The sequence below is a fragment of the Kitasatospora sp. NPDC004240 genome (assembly GCF_053603215.1).
This window is the reverse complement of the sequence record NZ_JBSGFD010000199.1, coordinates 1-14,469: the sequence shown is the minus strand read 5'-3', so window position 1 is coordinate 14,469 and position 14,469 is coordinate 1. Positions and strand designations below refer to the sequence as shown.

Genomic DNA, 14,469 nt, shown 5'->3' with positions numbered 1-14,469 from the left:
AGCAGCTGAAGGCCGACATCTCGGACGGCCTGAGCGCCGCCCCCGTCGCCCTGCTGCACTTCGAGGGCGGAGTGCTGCAGGCCGGTACGGACATGGTGAAGCTGGGCCGCAGCCTCAATCCGTACGACCCGTACAACATCTCCCACCCGCACAAGTACGTCGAGACCGTCAACACCACCCTCGCCGGCCTGATCACTGCGGGCGACCACCCGGTCGAGCTGGTCAAGGGCATCGTCGGCAGCGGCTGGGGCAGCGACCCCGCCGAGGCCGGCGGCAAGCTCGTCGGCAACATCCTCCTCGGCGCCGGCAGCGGGGGCGGCGGCACGGCCGCCAAGACCGCCGCCACCGCGGCTGCGAAGAACACCGTGAAGAACACCGCCGAGAACGTCGCCAAGGAGGCCGGCGAACAGGCGGCGAAGGAGACAGCGGCGAAGGCCGCCAAGGAGGCTGCCGACCGGCGGCGAAGGAGGCGTTCGAGAAGGTCGGCGCTGCGGTGCGGCCTGAGGTGCCGTCGCCGTCCGGCTCGGCGGTGCTTCCCGAGAGTTGGACGATCAAGTCTCCGGAGGGCGCGGGCGCGGGTGCCTATCGGCCCGTGCCGGAGCCGGTGGCGCCGAGCCCTCCGAGTCGGCCCCAGGGCCGCTTCGACGACCTCGACAAGGGCTACGACTTCGAGGCCGAGGCCGTGCGTGAGGCCAAGCGCCTGGAGCTGCAGGCCGCCGAGCGTGAGCTGGCCTCGAAGGCGCGGGACTTCGACGGCATCGACGCCAAGGAGTACGGTGCGAAGACCTGGAACGAGGTCGCGGAGAAGCTTCCGTCCGAGCAGAAGGACGCCGTCAGCAAGTACACGTGGGGCTCCGACGGCGAGATCAACGGGGCTCTTCGAGGAACCGGCCCCGCCACGCCTGAGGCCGGCCGTCTGATCCCCCAGCTCGACAGGGCCCTCGAAGCCCGACCGATCCCCGAGAACGTCGTGGTGCACCGCGGAACCGACCTGGGCCATCTCGGCCTCGACGACCCGATGAACATGGCGGGCAGGTCCTTCGTCGAGAAGGGCTACATGTCCACCTCGATCGGGGACCTGCCGGCCATCTACCAGGGCAAGGAAGGCATCCTGCACCTCAAGGTGCCCGCGGGCACGCCCGGAATGTGGGTGGAGAAGGCCGGCCAGGTGGGCGCGGGAGAGAGCGAGCTGCTACTGCGCCGTGGGCTGACGTGGCGGGTGGACCGCGTCGTCCAAATCGGTGATCAATACCATGTCTTCGGTGAGGTTCTGGGATGAGTGCGACGGGGGACGAGCAGCCGGTGAGTGACGACCACATCAACCCGCGTCTGGCTGCGGACGTGCACATGGAGCTCGTCGACGCTCCGCCCCAGTACACCAGGACGACGGACGGGCCCGTCGAGTACTACGTCACCTTCTTCGAGGACCGTTATCCGACGGGCCTCATCTGGTTCCGCGACGAGGACGACGCGGCCGGCTACGAGTGGTGGCGCGAGCTGCCGAACGAGAACGCCGCCATCTTCTGGAACGAGAAGCTGTGGCGGGCCAAGGCACGCGGCCTGAAGCCGTCCGAGGCGATCCGCGATCTGATGGCCGAACCCGGCACCCAACTGTCCGGGCGCATCGTGCCCGGCTCGCGCGCGGTGGCGCCCAGCCTCGCCTGGCTGGCCGACCTCGCCGAGCACGGCACGCCCCTGGGGGAGGCTTCCCGGCCCGACGGCTGGCGGCCCGACCCGCCCTTCGGCCCCGCGCAGGCCGAGGCCGCCCGTACGAGCGGCGGGTGGGTCTACCAGGTCGACGAGGGCCACGACCCCGCGGGGCGGGTGCCCGGGCACGCCGTCGCCGGCGCCTGGCAGACCGACCCCGAGGGGCGGGTCCTGCGGTTCTGGCACAACCCGCTCCACGGTGCCGCTCCCGAGCCCGTCACCGCGCCGCTGCTCCCGCTGGGGGCGGGCCGCCGGCCGGCTGGGCGTGCCCTGCTCGACTGGCTGGAGGACCCCCGCGCGCCGCGGCTGTGCCGGATCGGCGGGTCCTCCGGCAGCGGCCGCACCCATCTTCTCGCCTGGCTCGCCGCCGCCTGCCCACCCGACAACCGCAACCCGGACCGCCGTGTCCACGCCGTGCTGTCGGCCGACGGACTGACCGTACGTAGCGCGACCTGGCGGCTGGCGGCGTTGCTCGGAGTCCTCGCGCGTACGCCTGATGACCTGGTGGGGGTGTTGCAGGACGGGATCCCGCGCACGGTGGTCGTCACCGGCCTGGACGGTGCCGGGGACGATCTGCTGGCCGGCGCTCCGGAGCGGATCGCCGCCGAATTGCTCGCCCCGCTGGCGCGCATCCCGTGGCTGCGGCTGGTGGTCGAGTGCGCCTCGGGCAGCCCGGCGGCCGCTGCGCTGTATGCGGCGGACCCTCGGGCCGCCGTCCTGGACCTGGACGATCCTCGCTGGACCGACCCTGCCCGGTTCGCCGAGTGGTGCGCCCGCCTGGACGGTGCGCCGGTGGACGCCGAGCGGGTGTACCCGAGTCCGGGCCTGGCCCTGCTCGCCGCGCGCACCCCCTCCCTCGGCCCGGTCGACCCCTTCGCCATCGCTGGCGGGGGCGGGTCTTCGGCCGAGGCCGTGGGCCTGGCCGCGGCGTGGTGGAACGCGCTGCCCGAGGACGAGCGGGCCACCGTGCGGGCCCTGAACGAGGCAGGCCGTCCGCTCTCGCTCGCTACCTGGGCCGCGCTGCCCGGGGCGGGGGGCCTGGAGACGGTCCGGCGCGCCGCCGCCCGACTGCTCCCGCCCCCCGAGGGCCACTTCGCCGACGGAGCACAGGCCCTGTGGCGACCGGCACCGCGCCAGCTCGCCGCCCGCGTCGCGGCCGACCGGCCTGCGACCGACCACACCGCCCTGGTCCTGGGCATCATCGCCACCGTTCCGCTGCGCGACGACGGGCGGCCCGACTTCGACCGGGCCGACCCCGCGGCCCTGGGCGTGCTGATGCGGCACGTCGTGCGGGCCGGCTTCGCCGGCGACCTGTTGGCGAATCCGATCCTCCAGGCCCACGCCGAGGCGGCCGACGTCACCGCGGCCTTCGAGCACAACCGGGCCACAGTCCGACCCGACGGCGACAGCGGCATCGCGCCCTTCGCCGAGGCCTGGGACCTCGCGGGCCCGGCCTGCGCCGCCGCCACCACGCCGGCGGAGCGCGCGGCCGCGCTGCACGCGCACCTCGGCGGCCGCGTCCAGCACGCCGCGGATCTGCTCACCTACGTCTCCCGGCAGGGGTGGTGGGCCACGTGGTCGCACCGCACCGGCCAGGCACAGGTGCGCGGCATCGTTGCAGGGCACGGTCCCTACGCCGGGCGTCTCGGCGTCGCCACCGACCGCGAACTGCGCTTTCTCGAACCGCGCTCCGGAACGCCGGCCGAGGGCCTCGCCCCGCTGCCGCTGCCCGAGGGGTATCCCGCCAGGCTCCTCGTCGCCGACGACGGGGCCCTGGTGATGCTCGGCCGCGACGGCGCCGTCACCGCCGTGGCGGCCCCCGGGACGCTCCCGATCCACCTGCCGCCGGTCGGGGCGAGGCGACCGAGCAGGACGGTCGAGGGCGAAGTACCCGTCCACCACCTGGCCGTCCAGCTCGACTTCCTCGCCCGCCGGACTTCCTCCGGCCTCACCGCCGCGGCCTTCGCCGAAGGCGCCGACGGACAGGTCCTCGCCGTGGGCGACGACGCCGGCAACGTCACCCACATCCTCACCACCGGGGGCCGCCTGTACACCGAACCGCTCCACCGCGGCCGGGTCACCGCCCTCGACCTCACCCCCACCACCGGCGGCCTGCTCCAGATCAGCGGCGGCGCCGACGGCACCATCTGGCACTGGTACCACAGCGGCCTGCGACCCACCTGCGTCGACACCCGCCCCGGCGCCGTCACGGCCGTCGCCGCCACCGACACCCCCGACGGCGTCCTCACCGCCGCCGCCTGGGCCGACGGCCTCGTCCGCCTCTACCGCCCCGGTACGGGATCCCCGGTCGACCTCAACCTCGGCCGCCCCGTCCACGGACTCACCGCCACGCCCGACGGCCGGATCCACGCCGCTTTCCCGGAGGCCGTCATCGCACTCCTCCTCGCCTGACAATGAGCAAGGGATGAACTCGCGGCCGTTTCCCGGATGGTGGGGTGGGGTTGGCAGTGGCGGGCCGGCTGGGCGCGCGGCGAGTGCCGACGGTCGTACGGCCGCGGAGGCCGCTGCCGTCCTCGTGCAGCGCCGAGGACCCGGCCGGAGCCCGCGCCGGGGTCGGGGCAGGGACGGGAAGCGGTTCTGTTCGGCCACTGTGATGGCGGCTCGGCCGCCCGGACGTTTGTCAGGTGTACGGCCGTCACCGTCGTGCTCGCTGCGCTGGACTTCTTCATGCCGTTCGGGTGGGTTGACCAATCGGTGAACGTCGGTTCACCGAACCAACGTGCCGGGAGTCGCCCGACATCGGGTGGCGCCCAGGCGCACTACACAACATGGGATGGACCATGCAGAGAAGGCGTAACCCTGGGCGCTTGTCTACTTTCTGATCGGGCTGCTGCTCATGCTGATCGCCATCGTCGGGACAACGAAGTTCAGTAGGGTCGACGATCTCATCCCCATCGTCCTCTGTGGAGTTCCGGGAATGGTTTTGACGATCCGTGCCCCGATATTCGGTGTCTCCTTCGGTGAAAGGGGTGTGCAGTACAGCGGATTGCTCAGGGGGCGGTCCTACACGTGGCCCGAGATCCAGGAGGTGAGGTCCGCCGTCGTCCCGGGGACGCTGTTCTCCGCGGATGTGCCGGAGCTTGCCCTGGCCTCAGGCGGGACCGACCAGCTGCCGATGCTGGCCGGCTACGGATGGGGGAGGAAAACGAACAAGCGGGTCGGGCGGATCGTGACCCGCATGGAGAGAGCGCGTATCGCGGCGTTGTCGCCCTGAAAGATCGTTCCTGCCCCGTATGTGAGTGGCCGCAGGAGGCAAGTCCCTGATGTCTTCGGCGGACGTTGTCCTTCCGGCAGCGACGGCTGCACTTGCGCTGGTCGGGGTGCAGGGACGGTGTTTCGGTGGCGAGGGCGAGAGGTTGTGTCGTTCGTCCGGCGGAGGTACCGGGACGCCGCTGGCGACGGGGTTGCCGAAGGAGCGCGGGCGCCGCTCGGGAGCGAGTGGAGGTCCGGGCCGAAGGTGGCACAGGCCACTTCCGCCAGGCCTTCGCCCAGCTCCAGGGCCAATCCGTGTTCGGCATGCTGGTCTCCGCCGACACCAAACGCTCCGACGAACGCGACGAGCGCCTCACCCAGGCATCGCCGAACATCCCCAACGCCACCCACCAGGACGCCAACGGTGCCGCGATCCCGACCAAGGCGGTCGGCGGGATCGTCGCCGCCGCAGTCGCCGAGATCCGCGCCCACCCCGACGTCCCCGCCGCCGAACTCGAGACCGGCCCCACCCCGGACGGCATCACCACCGAGGCCTGGCGCCGCCACGTGAGCACCGGCCGCGAGCTGACCGCCCAACACCGCCTCGGCGTCCTCGCCCTCGAGGTCAGGCCCCGCCCTCGGCCACCGGGGCCGTACGGGCAGGCCCGCAGCTCCGACGCCAAGGCCGAGCAGCAGCACCTGAAAGGCCCGATGCCCTGCAGGAGCCGATCGCAGCGCTGCTCGCCGAGCGGGCGCTGCGCGAGGACGTCGCGCAGCGCCCGCTCGGCGAGGTGCGATCATCTCCCGCGGGGCGTCGAGCCGAGGGCGTCATCTTCCGACTCGTAGCCAGCCTCTTCTCTTCTTGCGGAATCGGCGAAGGGTAGTGAGGTGACTGCTGGCCCGATCACGGGTGGAGGAGCCAAGGGTGGGGTTCTTGGCGAGTTGCGTGAGGAGATCGACGCCGCGGTCCCGGTACCCGTCCACCTCAGTCAGACCCTCGGCTGCCTGCACACGGGCGTCGGAGTGATGACGGCGCCCCGTCCGGCCGAGCCGTTCAGCTCCGAAGAGCGGTGCCCAGCGCGATGATGCCGCAGAGCAGGGTGAGCGCGACCGCGAAGGCGCCGCCCGCGCGGGTGATGGCACCGGGCAGCGTGGCTCCGTCCCAGCGCGCGAGGAATCCGGCCGCGGCGGCGGCGACGAGTGCGACCAGGACTGCGGCGAGGACCGCGGCCGCAAGCATCCAGACCGCCGCGCCAGACTGTGTGATCATCGTTCAATCTCCTTTTCCCCATGGGTCGGTGTCCGCAATTCACGATGCCACCCGGCGTGTACGCTGGCGTTCAGGTGAACGCATCTGTACAGCGCGGTCGGCTGCACGGCCGGTGACCCGGAGGGTTCTGTGGCAGATTCGAACGACGCGGAGCAAGACCGGCCGGACGACCGCTCGGCGGCGGACCGGCTCCGTCGACTCCTTCGCAACCGCCGTGCTGAGCTGCGGAAGACGACGAGCGCACTGGCAAGCCAGGCATCCCTTGGCCGCACCACGGTCAGCAAGGCGCTGAACGGACCGGAACTGATGTCGTTGGAGACCTTGGGCGCGCTCGCCACGGCCATGAGGATGACGGTCGAGCCGCTGTACGAGCTGTACGACCGGGCGGAGGAGGAGCAGTCCGATCCCCCCCAGGCCGCAGCTGAGGGAGTTCTTCGACAACCTCATCGGGCAGCACACGCATCTCTTCGCCGGACGGCAGGCCGAGACCGCTCTGATCACGGCGCACATCCGCGACCGGGGCTCCGGCTACGTCTTCGTCGAGGCGAAGTCAGGCTTCGGCAAGACTTCCCTCCTCGCGGACCTCGTCCATCGGAACCCCGAGTTCCACTACCACTTCATCAGCCAGGCGTACCGGGGCGGCAGCGGCTTCGATCCCACCAGCCTCGTCCACGTGCTGAACTGCCTGTGCGAGCAGCTGGATCCCGCGCACGTGCCGGGCCTCGACCTCACCAGCCTGCAGCAGCACTTCCGCGGCCTCCTCGCCCGCCAGCCCAAGAAGCAGACCGTCGTCGTCCTCGACGCCATCGACGAGCTGGCGAACACCTCCGAGCTCGGTCCTCTGCTTCCGCACCGACTGCCGCCGGGGATGACGGTCGTGCTGTCGGCCCGGTGGCTGGACAAGAAGTCCTACCTCGACGAAATCGGCTTCAGGGCGGACCACCTGGGCCTGCGCGTGTCCCTTCCGGGCCTGGACCTGGCGGCGCTTGTGGAACTGCTCGGCATGGCGGGCGGCGAAGCCCCGGCGCTGGCGGCCGACGAGGACTTCGTCTCGGAGATGTACCAGGTCTCCGCGGGCGACCCGTTCTACATACGGTTCCTGGTCGACGACGCCGCGACCGGACGGCTGACACGCCAGACCGTCAAGCGCATGCCCACGGGCCTGGAAGGCTATCTCGACCAGCAGTTGGAGCAGCTGTACCGCAGCGCGCACCGAGCGGAGCATCTCCGGATTCTCTCCTACCTGCTGAAGGCCGGCACCCTCAGCGGGAGTGACCTGGTCAGGGGCGTCCCGGGCCTGACCTGGTACAACTTTGATCCGATTATCCGAGAGATCCACCGCTTCCTGCTGGTGCAGTACCTCGACGGTCCCCTCGCCGGGCTCAACCGTCGCAGCTACAGCTTCTGCCACGACCGCTTCCGGCAGTACTTCCTGAGCCGACTCCAGGACGGGGAGGCATAGCCGGTGGGCGACTTCCTCACCGAGATGCGGGCCCTGTGGAGCAGCGGCGAGCTCGACGCCGGCCTGTCCGCGCTCGCTCGCGACTGGCGGGCGGACCCCACCGACTACTCGATCGGGAATGCCGTCCGGTGCGCCGCCGACGAGAACCGCGGCGACGACCTCCTCGACACGCTCCTCGACCCGGAGTTCCAGCGTCTGCGGCGGCTGACGACCGGTCCGGTGGGACGCATGGACGACGGGCCGAACGCCCTCGGAGTCGATCTGCGCATCGCGCGCGACCACTTCCTGAAAAGCAGACCCGATCTGGTCCGCTACCTGCAGGTGGTGCTCGTCCAGCAGCACCCGTTCGCCAGGCCCGGGAGCATGGAGGCGCAGCGGGCGCACTGCTGGGCCTACGCCGAGTTCCTGCAGCTCGACCGGCTGCCGGACGAGCGGTCGGCCGACGGGCTCGACAAGGTGGTGAAGCGCCTCTTCACCTCGAAGGCCCGCTACGGCCTTCGGCTGCGGCTCGCCAGCTACGAGCTCGGAGAGTGGACCTGCTCCTGCGGCCGGGTGACCGGGCTCGCCCGCCGGTTCGACCACCACTGCCCGTGCGGCGAGGTCGCGGGCCACGGCCGGATCCCGAACCCTCCCCCCGGCTGCGCCTCGTGCGGCGAGTCCGTCTGTTACGCCGTCTGCCCCGACTGCCGCACCAGAGTGACCCTGGCCAACCTGTGGCAGGTGAGGCGCGGCGGGGCGGGGCCGGACGACTTCCTCGTCCCCCTCACCGTGGACGTCCGCGTCGAGGACGAGTCGGGAGAACTCGAGGAGGAGCAGCGCCTGTTGCTGATGTGGCTGCCGCTGCCGATCGGTGTCCGCGAGCGCGACGGGGTGGTCGGCTTCGACTCACCTGCCGTCTTCTGGGCCAGCGGCCGGGCGGAGCGGGACCGGCCGGAGGTCGGCGACCGGTTCCTCGGGTTCGAGGACACGGTCGCGTACGACCGGCAGACCGGGTTTCAGCCCCCTCTGCTGGAGGCGATGCTGCGGCGCACGCTGCTGAGGCACCGTAGCGGATACGACCGGTTTACGGACCTGCTGCTGGGCCAGCTGATGCAGTGGGACGACCACGAACGCGTGCGCCCTCACCTCTACACCCGCGGATTCTGGCACCGGCTGCGGAAGATCGCCGTGCCCGACCTCAGTCCGGGCGAGTTGGTGAGCCAGGGCGCCGTCACGTTCCAGTGCACTGTCGCGGCGTCACCCAGACTACGGGGCAGGGCCGCGGTGGTCGCGAAGGACTTTGCGGCAGCGGACGATCGTGCGGTGCCCGTGCTGCACCAGGTCGGTACCGCTCTGACGAACGGTGCGGTCCTCACCGCGAGCCCCCCGTCCGTCGACACCGAGCAGGCGTCAAGCCTCGATGAGTCCGGCCTGCCCGTGCCAGGTCGCCTGGTGCTACCCGGCCAGCTGCTGGTGGGCATCGCCGCGCCCATGGGGCCGGAGACACCCCGTACGCCCGAGCAGAAACTGCTGGAGTTCATCTACCCGGGTCAGATGATGGAGGACCGGTCGCTGCGCATGCCGGGGGACCAACCGGGACACGTGCTGGACCAGTGGATCGATCCCGGCTTCCCAGCGAAGCACAGGCTCCCGGCTGCGGTGGGGCGCCGTTCGGACGCCGGGTACGGGCTGCAGACCCGGGTCACGGTGGCTGTGGCCACCGACCACCGGGTACGGGACGGGGACGTCCTCACCGACGCGGACGGCGCCGATGCCGTGGTGTGTGGCCTGGTCGGGAGGGCCCTACTCGAGCGGCTCGCCGCCACCGGTGCCTCGCCAGACATCGTGGTCGCACCGGACCACCCCTGGGCACCACCGCCCGGGACGCCCCTTCGTACGGTCGTGGTGAGCTTGTCTGCACAAGGACTGGCGAGCCTCGACACGACGGCGCGCGGCGCTGGCGGCTACTCCCTGCTGAACCACCAGCCCCTTCAGGGCGACGGCGGTGCCCAGCTGGTCGAGTCCGCGGACTTCCAGTGGCTGGCCGCTCACGGAGTTCGCCACCTGGCCATGGAGCTCTACGGCCCGCGGAGTGACTGCGCGGCCTGGCGCGAGAGCCTCACCACGAGGCTGGAGACGGACGGGGTCACACCGCTCGGCCCGCCCGCCAACGGCCCCGCGAACCTGGGCGAGGCCGCGAGCCACGCCGTGCGCAGCCTCGGCTCGCGGCTGCGGGCCGCCCGCGTCCTCCCCACGCTGGCGGCCGACCGCATCAGCCTCCAGCTGATGACCGACAACGACGTGGTGGCCCAGTCACACGGCGAGGTGCGTGACCCGGAAGGGATCAACTTCCGCACGACCCTTCCGAATCCCAGCGGTATCCACTGCCAGCGGATCTTCGGTCCCCTCCGGGACGATGTCTGCCCGTGCGGGGAACCCCGCCACCCCACGGACTCCGGACGCACCTGCCGTGCCTGCGTGCAGGCAACCGTCCCGTCCGGCGAACGCGGCCGCCGGTTCGGCCACATCGAGCTCCCGGTGTCCGTCGTCCACGGCTGGTACCTGCACGGCCGGGCCTGCACCGAGCTGGCCCGCGCCATCGGAGTGACCGAGCACGAGCTCCGGCGGATCGCCGACTGCATGACACACATGGTGACGGAGCCCGGGTCCACGGGCCTGCGACCCGGGCAGCTGCTGGCCGACGACGAGCTGGTGGCGCACCCCGGCAGATACGAGATCTCGACTGCCACCGGCGGCCAGGCGGTGAAGATCCTCCTGCACCGGGCCTCCGGCAGTGGCCCCTCCGGTCGGTACGGCCCACCACTCGACACGGTAGTCATCCGGCGGATCCCGGTCCTGCCACCGGATCTCCGCCCGCACGTGCGCACGCTCAGTGGCTACTGGGCCACCAGCGACCTCAACACCCTCTACCGGCCGGTGCTCACCCGCGCGGCCACCTACCGCCGCCGCCAGGAGGAGGGAGCCAGCCCCAGGTACATGGACCGCGAGCAGCGTGAACTCCAGCTGAGCGTTACGCGTCTCCTGGCCAACCGCGACTGCCCCGATCCCGCCGTGGGAAACGAACGGCGCACGCTGGTCGGCCTGTCCGACCACCTCACGCCCCGGCCGACCACCACCGGTACGCTGCGCGAGGCGCTCCTGCTCCGGGCCGTCGACTACAGCGCCCAGGCGCGGTTGGTGATCGGCCACCCGTCGGCCCCCGGTACGGAACACCAGCCGGAGGCGGACCTGCCGACCGACGACCCGGGCGCCGTCGTCCTCGACCGCGGCATGGCCCTGCGGCTCCTCGGTCCCCTGGTGGTGCACGCCCTCACATCCTCGGGAGCAGCCCTGCGGCTGCGGGACGCCCGTGCGATGGTCCGGGCGCGCTCCACGGCGGCGTTCGACTGCCTGGACGCGGTGTGCGAGCGCGCGGTGATGCTCCTCGGTCTGCCGCACGGGCCCTGGCGGCTGCTCGCCGTCCGCGTCCGGGCAGCGCACGCGTCTGCCGCACCGACCGCGTCCGGCGTCGTCGTTCCGCCTGCACTCCTCGACCAGGTCGGCTGGGAGAATCTGGGCGAGACCGTCCGGATCTTCAGCGTCCTGTCCCAAGAGGCACGACAGGAGGCGGACCGCTTCCTCACCGCCGCGGCGTTGCGGCGCCGATCGGTTCCACGACAGGTCGAACCCGCCACGGAGGGCGCGTTTTTCGACCTGCCGTGCGACGGACTCGACGGTCGCATCGCCGACGCCGCACGGACGCACGGCTCGATGCCCCTGGTACCGGACGACGCCCTACTGCTGTGCGACCCCGCCTGGCTCACCGGCCACCGACCGGGCCCCGGCCGACCCAGGTAGGCGAGCAGTTTGCGGATGGACCAGCGGGTGAAGGGCTGCCCGAGCTTGGCCGGGCGGGTGGGCCCTGCGGCACGGCCTGACCGAGGGCGACCTGATCGAGGTCACCAGCCCGCGCGGATCGGTGCGCGCACGGCTGCGGATCACCGCCACCCGCGACGGCATGGTGTTCGTCCCCTTGCCCGCCCTGGCCGGCGTGGCGGGAACGCCGCTGGTGGAGCGGTTGCGGCTGCTGCCCGATCCGCGTCGACGTCGCGGGGTGCGTCACCCGTTCGTGGCGGTACTGCTGGTCGCCGCCTCGGCGGTGATCGCCGGCGCGCGCTCGTACGCGGCCATCGGCCAGTGGTCCGCGAACGCGCCGCAGCACGCCCTGGCCCACCTCGGCGCTCGGGTCGCGGGCACGCTGGGCGTGCGCGTCGCACCCAGCGCCGCCACGATCCGGCGAGTCATCGCCCGGGCCTGCCCCGGCGGCCTGGCCGACCTGATCGGCGCCGATCCCGCGGGCTCGGACTCGGTGGCCATGGACGGAAAGACCGCCCGCGGCTCCCGGCACGGCACCTCGCCCGCCGCCCACCTGCTGGCCGCGATGTCCGCAGACGGCCGGACCGTCACCCAGCTGCGGGTCCCCGACAAGACCAACGAGATCACCTGCTTCGCCGCCCTGCTGGTGCCCTACGACCTGGTAGGGGTCACCGTCACGGCCGACGCCCTGCACACTCAGCGCGGCCACGTCCGCTTCCTGGTCGAGGAGAAGAAGGCCCACTACCTGCTGATGGTCAAGGCCAACCAGCCCGAACTGCACCGCCGGCTGCGAGCGTTGCCATGGAAGGACGTCACCGCGCGCCGCTACGACCGCGAGATCGGCCACGGCCGTCGCGAGACCCGCGTGACCAGGGCACTGACCGTCACCGGCCTCGGTCTGGACTTCCCCCATGCCGTTCAGGCCGCGCGCATCCTGCGGCACCGCACCGATCTCGCGACCGGCACCGTGAGCCGCCAGACCATCTACGCGATCACCGACCTGACCTCGCAGGAAGCCTCGCCCGAGCGGCTCGGCCGACTCGCCAGGTCGCAGTGGACCATCGAGAACCGGCTCCACTTCGTCCGCGACACCACCTTCGCCGAGGACGCCTCCAGGATCCGCACGGGCCACGGCCCGGCGAACATGGCAACCCTGCGGAACCTCGCGATCAACGCCCTCCGCACCGCCGGGCACCGCAACATCGCCGCCGGCCTCCGCCACGCCTCCTACGAGCCCTTCACCCGCCCGCTCGACCTCCTGGGCATCGCCTGACCAGCGAACTCGCGAGATCACCGGACTTTGCAACACACCTGGTTCCTGATCCGTGACCGCGACTCGAAGTTCATTGCCGCCTTCGACGCCCTGATGGCCGATGCCGGCCTGAAGGTGGTCACCACCGGCATCCGGATGCCGCGGATGAACTCCCTGATGGAGCGCTGGATACAGATCTGCCGCAGGGAGCTTTTGGACCGTACCTTGATCTGGAACCAGCGCCACCTCCTCCACACGCTCCGTGAGTTCGAGGCCCACTACAACGGGCACCGGCCACGCCGAGCGCTGATGCAGGCCGCGCCCCTGCGCTTGCCACCTGAACCGATCAACCCGCCAGGGCACGTCACACAGCTGGAGGTCCTTTGACGAGACCGACTCGGCGGCACACTCCACGAGTACCAACATGCCGCATGACCAGCGCGGATGATTATTCGGCACCCGCACTGCTGCGGCAGTACTTTCCCAAGGGCATCGATCTCTCGGCCCGCAGCCCCGAGCATCTGGCCGCCGTCGCCGCAGAACTCAACGGCCGCCCACGCAAAACGCTCGGCTGGGAAACCCCAGCCGAGCGCCTGCATAAACTCATCGTGGCCTGATCAAACCGACCACGTGTGGCGACGATCTCTAGAAACCGCCTACATCTCCTCGATCTCCTGCAGCAAACCCCAGGCAAACCTGAAGAAGTACCTACCCCCGCTTTCAATGCTCAATGCAGAATAGGTCTCATAATGACCCCATGCATCAATATCCCGCACATCATCATAATCCCTGAAGAGCTCACTCTTCACAAGCTTCCAGGAGCTAGGAATTCCAGCCGAAAGGGTCGACCTGGATGCGCGGAAGAACTCAGCCCGTACCAGGTGTCGACCCGAGGAATCAAACTCCATCTCGAATTCGAAATCCGGCCAGAGCGGAAGAGAGTACCGCTCGACGATGGAATCGCCGGTCACAGCACAGCCTGAACGGGACAATCGTACGCCAGCCAGGAGCTCCCTGGCCTCCGCAGCCCTGCCGAGTCCGAGCCGAAGCATTTCGGAGATCTGTTCGGTCGCATCTCGGGTCATTCCGCCACCCGGTTCGATCCGCCCGATAGCAGCCTCCAGCAGAGCAGCAGGAGGTTCCATGATCTTGAGCAGGTATCTCTGAAACTCGGGAACTCCCAAGCCATTTGAGGACACTCGACAACTCCTTCGAAAGAGCGCGTGGACAGAGTAATCTAGCGCGGCGTCACCTCAATCCCATCGGCGTCGAACCCGATCGTACCCCGTTGTGAGAATACCCTCCCTCCAGGGGTCACCTCGAACCATGCGCCAACCTGCAGCTGTGCGGGAATTACTGCCAAATTTCCATTTTTCAAAGAAATTACACCAGCGGTTTCGCCGAACGCCGCTTTGGCTGCGTGATCAGTAGCTTGCGCGGACGCGATCGGGCCGTGTGAAAAGCTCGGCGCATTCATTCGAATTCGTGGGGGACCCCGTTTCCATGCGCCGTACCACCGTGCTCACCGCCGCCGCGGGCCTGCCGAGTTCGGCTGAAGGCCGGTCCCTCGGCCCGCAAGGGCATGGAGCAGGTCGCGGGCACCCCCGCCTACCACCTGTCCGGGCGCGTCACCCTGGAGCAGCTCGCGGTCATCGACCCGCGCACCTACCGCTCCATGAAGGGCAAGGCGGACTCCTTCGTCTGCGACCA

At 70.6% G+C, this 14,469-nt stretch carries 9 protein-coding genes and 5 pseudogenes; 11 read left to right on the top strand and 3 right to left on the bottom strand.

Annotated features, from left to right (window positions below):
- Positions 1 to 442, bottom strand: a pseudogene (locus ACWEQL_RS34855) (hypothetical protein); the annotation flags it as partial.
- A gap of 63 nt (positions 443 to 505) precedes the next feature.
- Here ACWEQL_RS34855 and ACWEQL_RS34850 point away from each other — a divergent pair.
- From ACWEQL_RS34850 to ACWEQL_RS34835, 4 genes are all read left to right on the top strand, one after another.
- A complete protein-coding gene (locus ACWEQL_RS34850) occupies positions 506 to 1,279 on the top strand; it encodes an ADP-ribosyltransferase (protein WP_452154392.1) in 774 nt (257 codons plus the stop codon).
- The gene (locus ACWEQL_RS34845) at positions 1,276 to 4,119 is read left to right on the top strand and encodes a hypothetical protein (RefSeq protein ID WP_452154391.1); all 2,844 of its coding nucleotides are present in this window, start codon (positions 1,276 to 1,278) and stop codon (positions 4,117 to 4,119) included. Before ACWEQL_RS34850 ends, ACWEQL_RS34845 begins: the two co-directional genes overlap by 4 nt.
- 445 nt (positions 4,120 to 4,564) lie before the next feature.
- Positions 4,565 to 4,942 carry a hypothetical protein gene (locus tag ACWEQL_RS34840; protein WP_452154390.1) on the top strand — a complete coding sequence of 126 codons (378 nt, stop codon included), beginning with the start codon at positions 4,565 to 4,567 and terminating at the stop codon, positions 4,940 to 4,942.
- 224 nt (positions 4,943 to 5,166) lie between these two features.
- Complete coding sequence (locus ACWEQL_RS34835; RefSeq protein WP_452154389.1) at positions 5,167 to 5,766, top strand: hypothetical protein; 600 nt, start codon at positions 5,167 to 5,169, stop codon at positions 5,764 to 5,766.
- A gap of 208 nt (positions 5,767 to 5,974) precedes the next feature.
- Here ACWEQL_RS34835 and ACWEQL_RS34830 read toward each other — a convergent pair whose 3' ends face one another.
- Complete coding sequence (locus ACWEQL_RS34830; protein ID WP_371493627.1) at positions 5,975 to 6,190, bottom strand: hypothetical protein; 216 nt, start codon at positions 6,188 to 6,190, stop codon at positions 5,975 to 5,977.
- 129 nt (positions 6,191 to 6,319) lie between these two features.
- Between ACWEQL_RS34830 and ACWEQL_RS34825 the strand changes: the two are divergent.
- The 7 genes and pseudogenes from ACWEQL_RS34825 to ACWEQL_RS34795 form a co-directional block, all read left to right on the top strand.
- Positions 6,320 to 6,553, top strand: a pseudogene (locus ACWEQL_RS34825) (helix-turn-helix domain-containing protein); the annotation flags it as partial.
- Between the two features lie 310 nt (positions 6,554 to 6,863).
- A complete protein-coding gene (locus ACWEQL_RS34820) occupies positions 6,864 to 7,652 on the top strand; it encodes a hypothetical protein (protein ID WP_452154388.1) in 789 nt (262 codons plus the stop codon).
- Between the two features lie 3 nt (positions 7,653 to 7,655).
- On the top strand, positions 7,656 to 11,489 hold the full coding sequence (locus ACWEQL_RS34815) for a hypothetical protein (RefSeq protein WP_452154387.1): 3,834 nt from the start codon (positions 7,656 to 7,658) through the stop codon (positions 11,487 to 11,489).
- Between the two features lie 61 nt (positions 11,490 to 11,550).
- Positions 11,551 to 11,664, top strand: a pseudogene (locus tag ACWEQL_RS34810) (molybdopterin dinucleotide binding domain-containing protein); the annotation flags it as partial.
- Positions 11,650 to 12,780, top strand: a complete 1,131-nt coding sequence (locus ACWEQL_RS34805; RefSeq protein ID WP_452154393.1) for an ISAs1 family transposase — start codon at positions 11,650 to 11,652, stop codon at positions 12,778 to 12,780. The pseudogene ACWEQL_RS34810 and the gene ACWEQL_RS34805, both read left to right, overlap by 15 nt.
- Positions 12,781 to 12,822: 42 nt before the next feature.
- Positions 12,823 to 13,146, top strand: a pseudogene (locus ACWEQL_RS34800) (integrase core domain-containing protein); the annotation flags it as partial.
- A 77-nt stretch (positions 13,147 to 13,223) separates the two neighbouring features.
- Positions 13,224 to 13,376: pseudogene (locus ACWEQL_RS34795) on the top strand (IS30 family transposase); the annotation flags it as partial.
- Positions 13,377 to 13,415: 39 nt separating this feature from the next.
- On the opposite strand, the gene ACWEQL_RS34790 reads toward ACWEQL_RS34795, so the two are convergent.
- Positions 13,416 to 13,958 (bottom strand): hypothetical protein, encoded by a 543-nt coding sequence (locus tag ACWEQL_RS34790; protein ID WP_452154386.1) that lies wholly within the window; start codon positions 13,956 to 13,958, stop codon positions 13,416 to 13,418.
- Between the last annotated feature and the right edge of the window lie 511 nt (positions 13,959 to 14,469).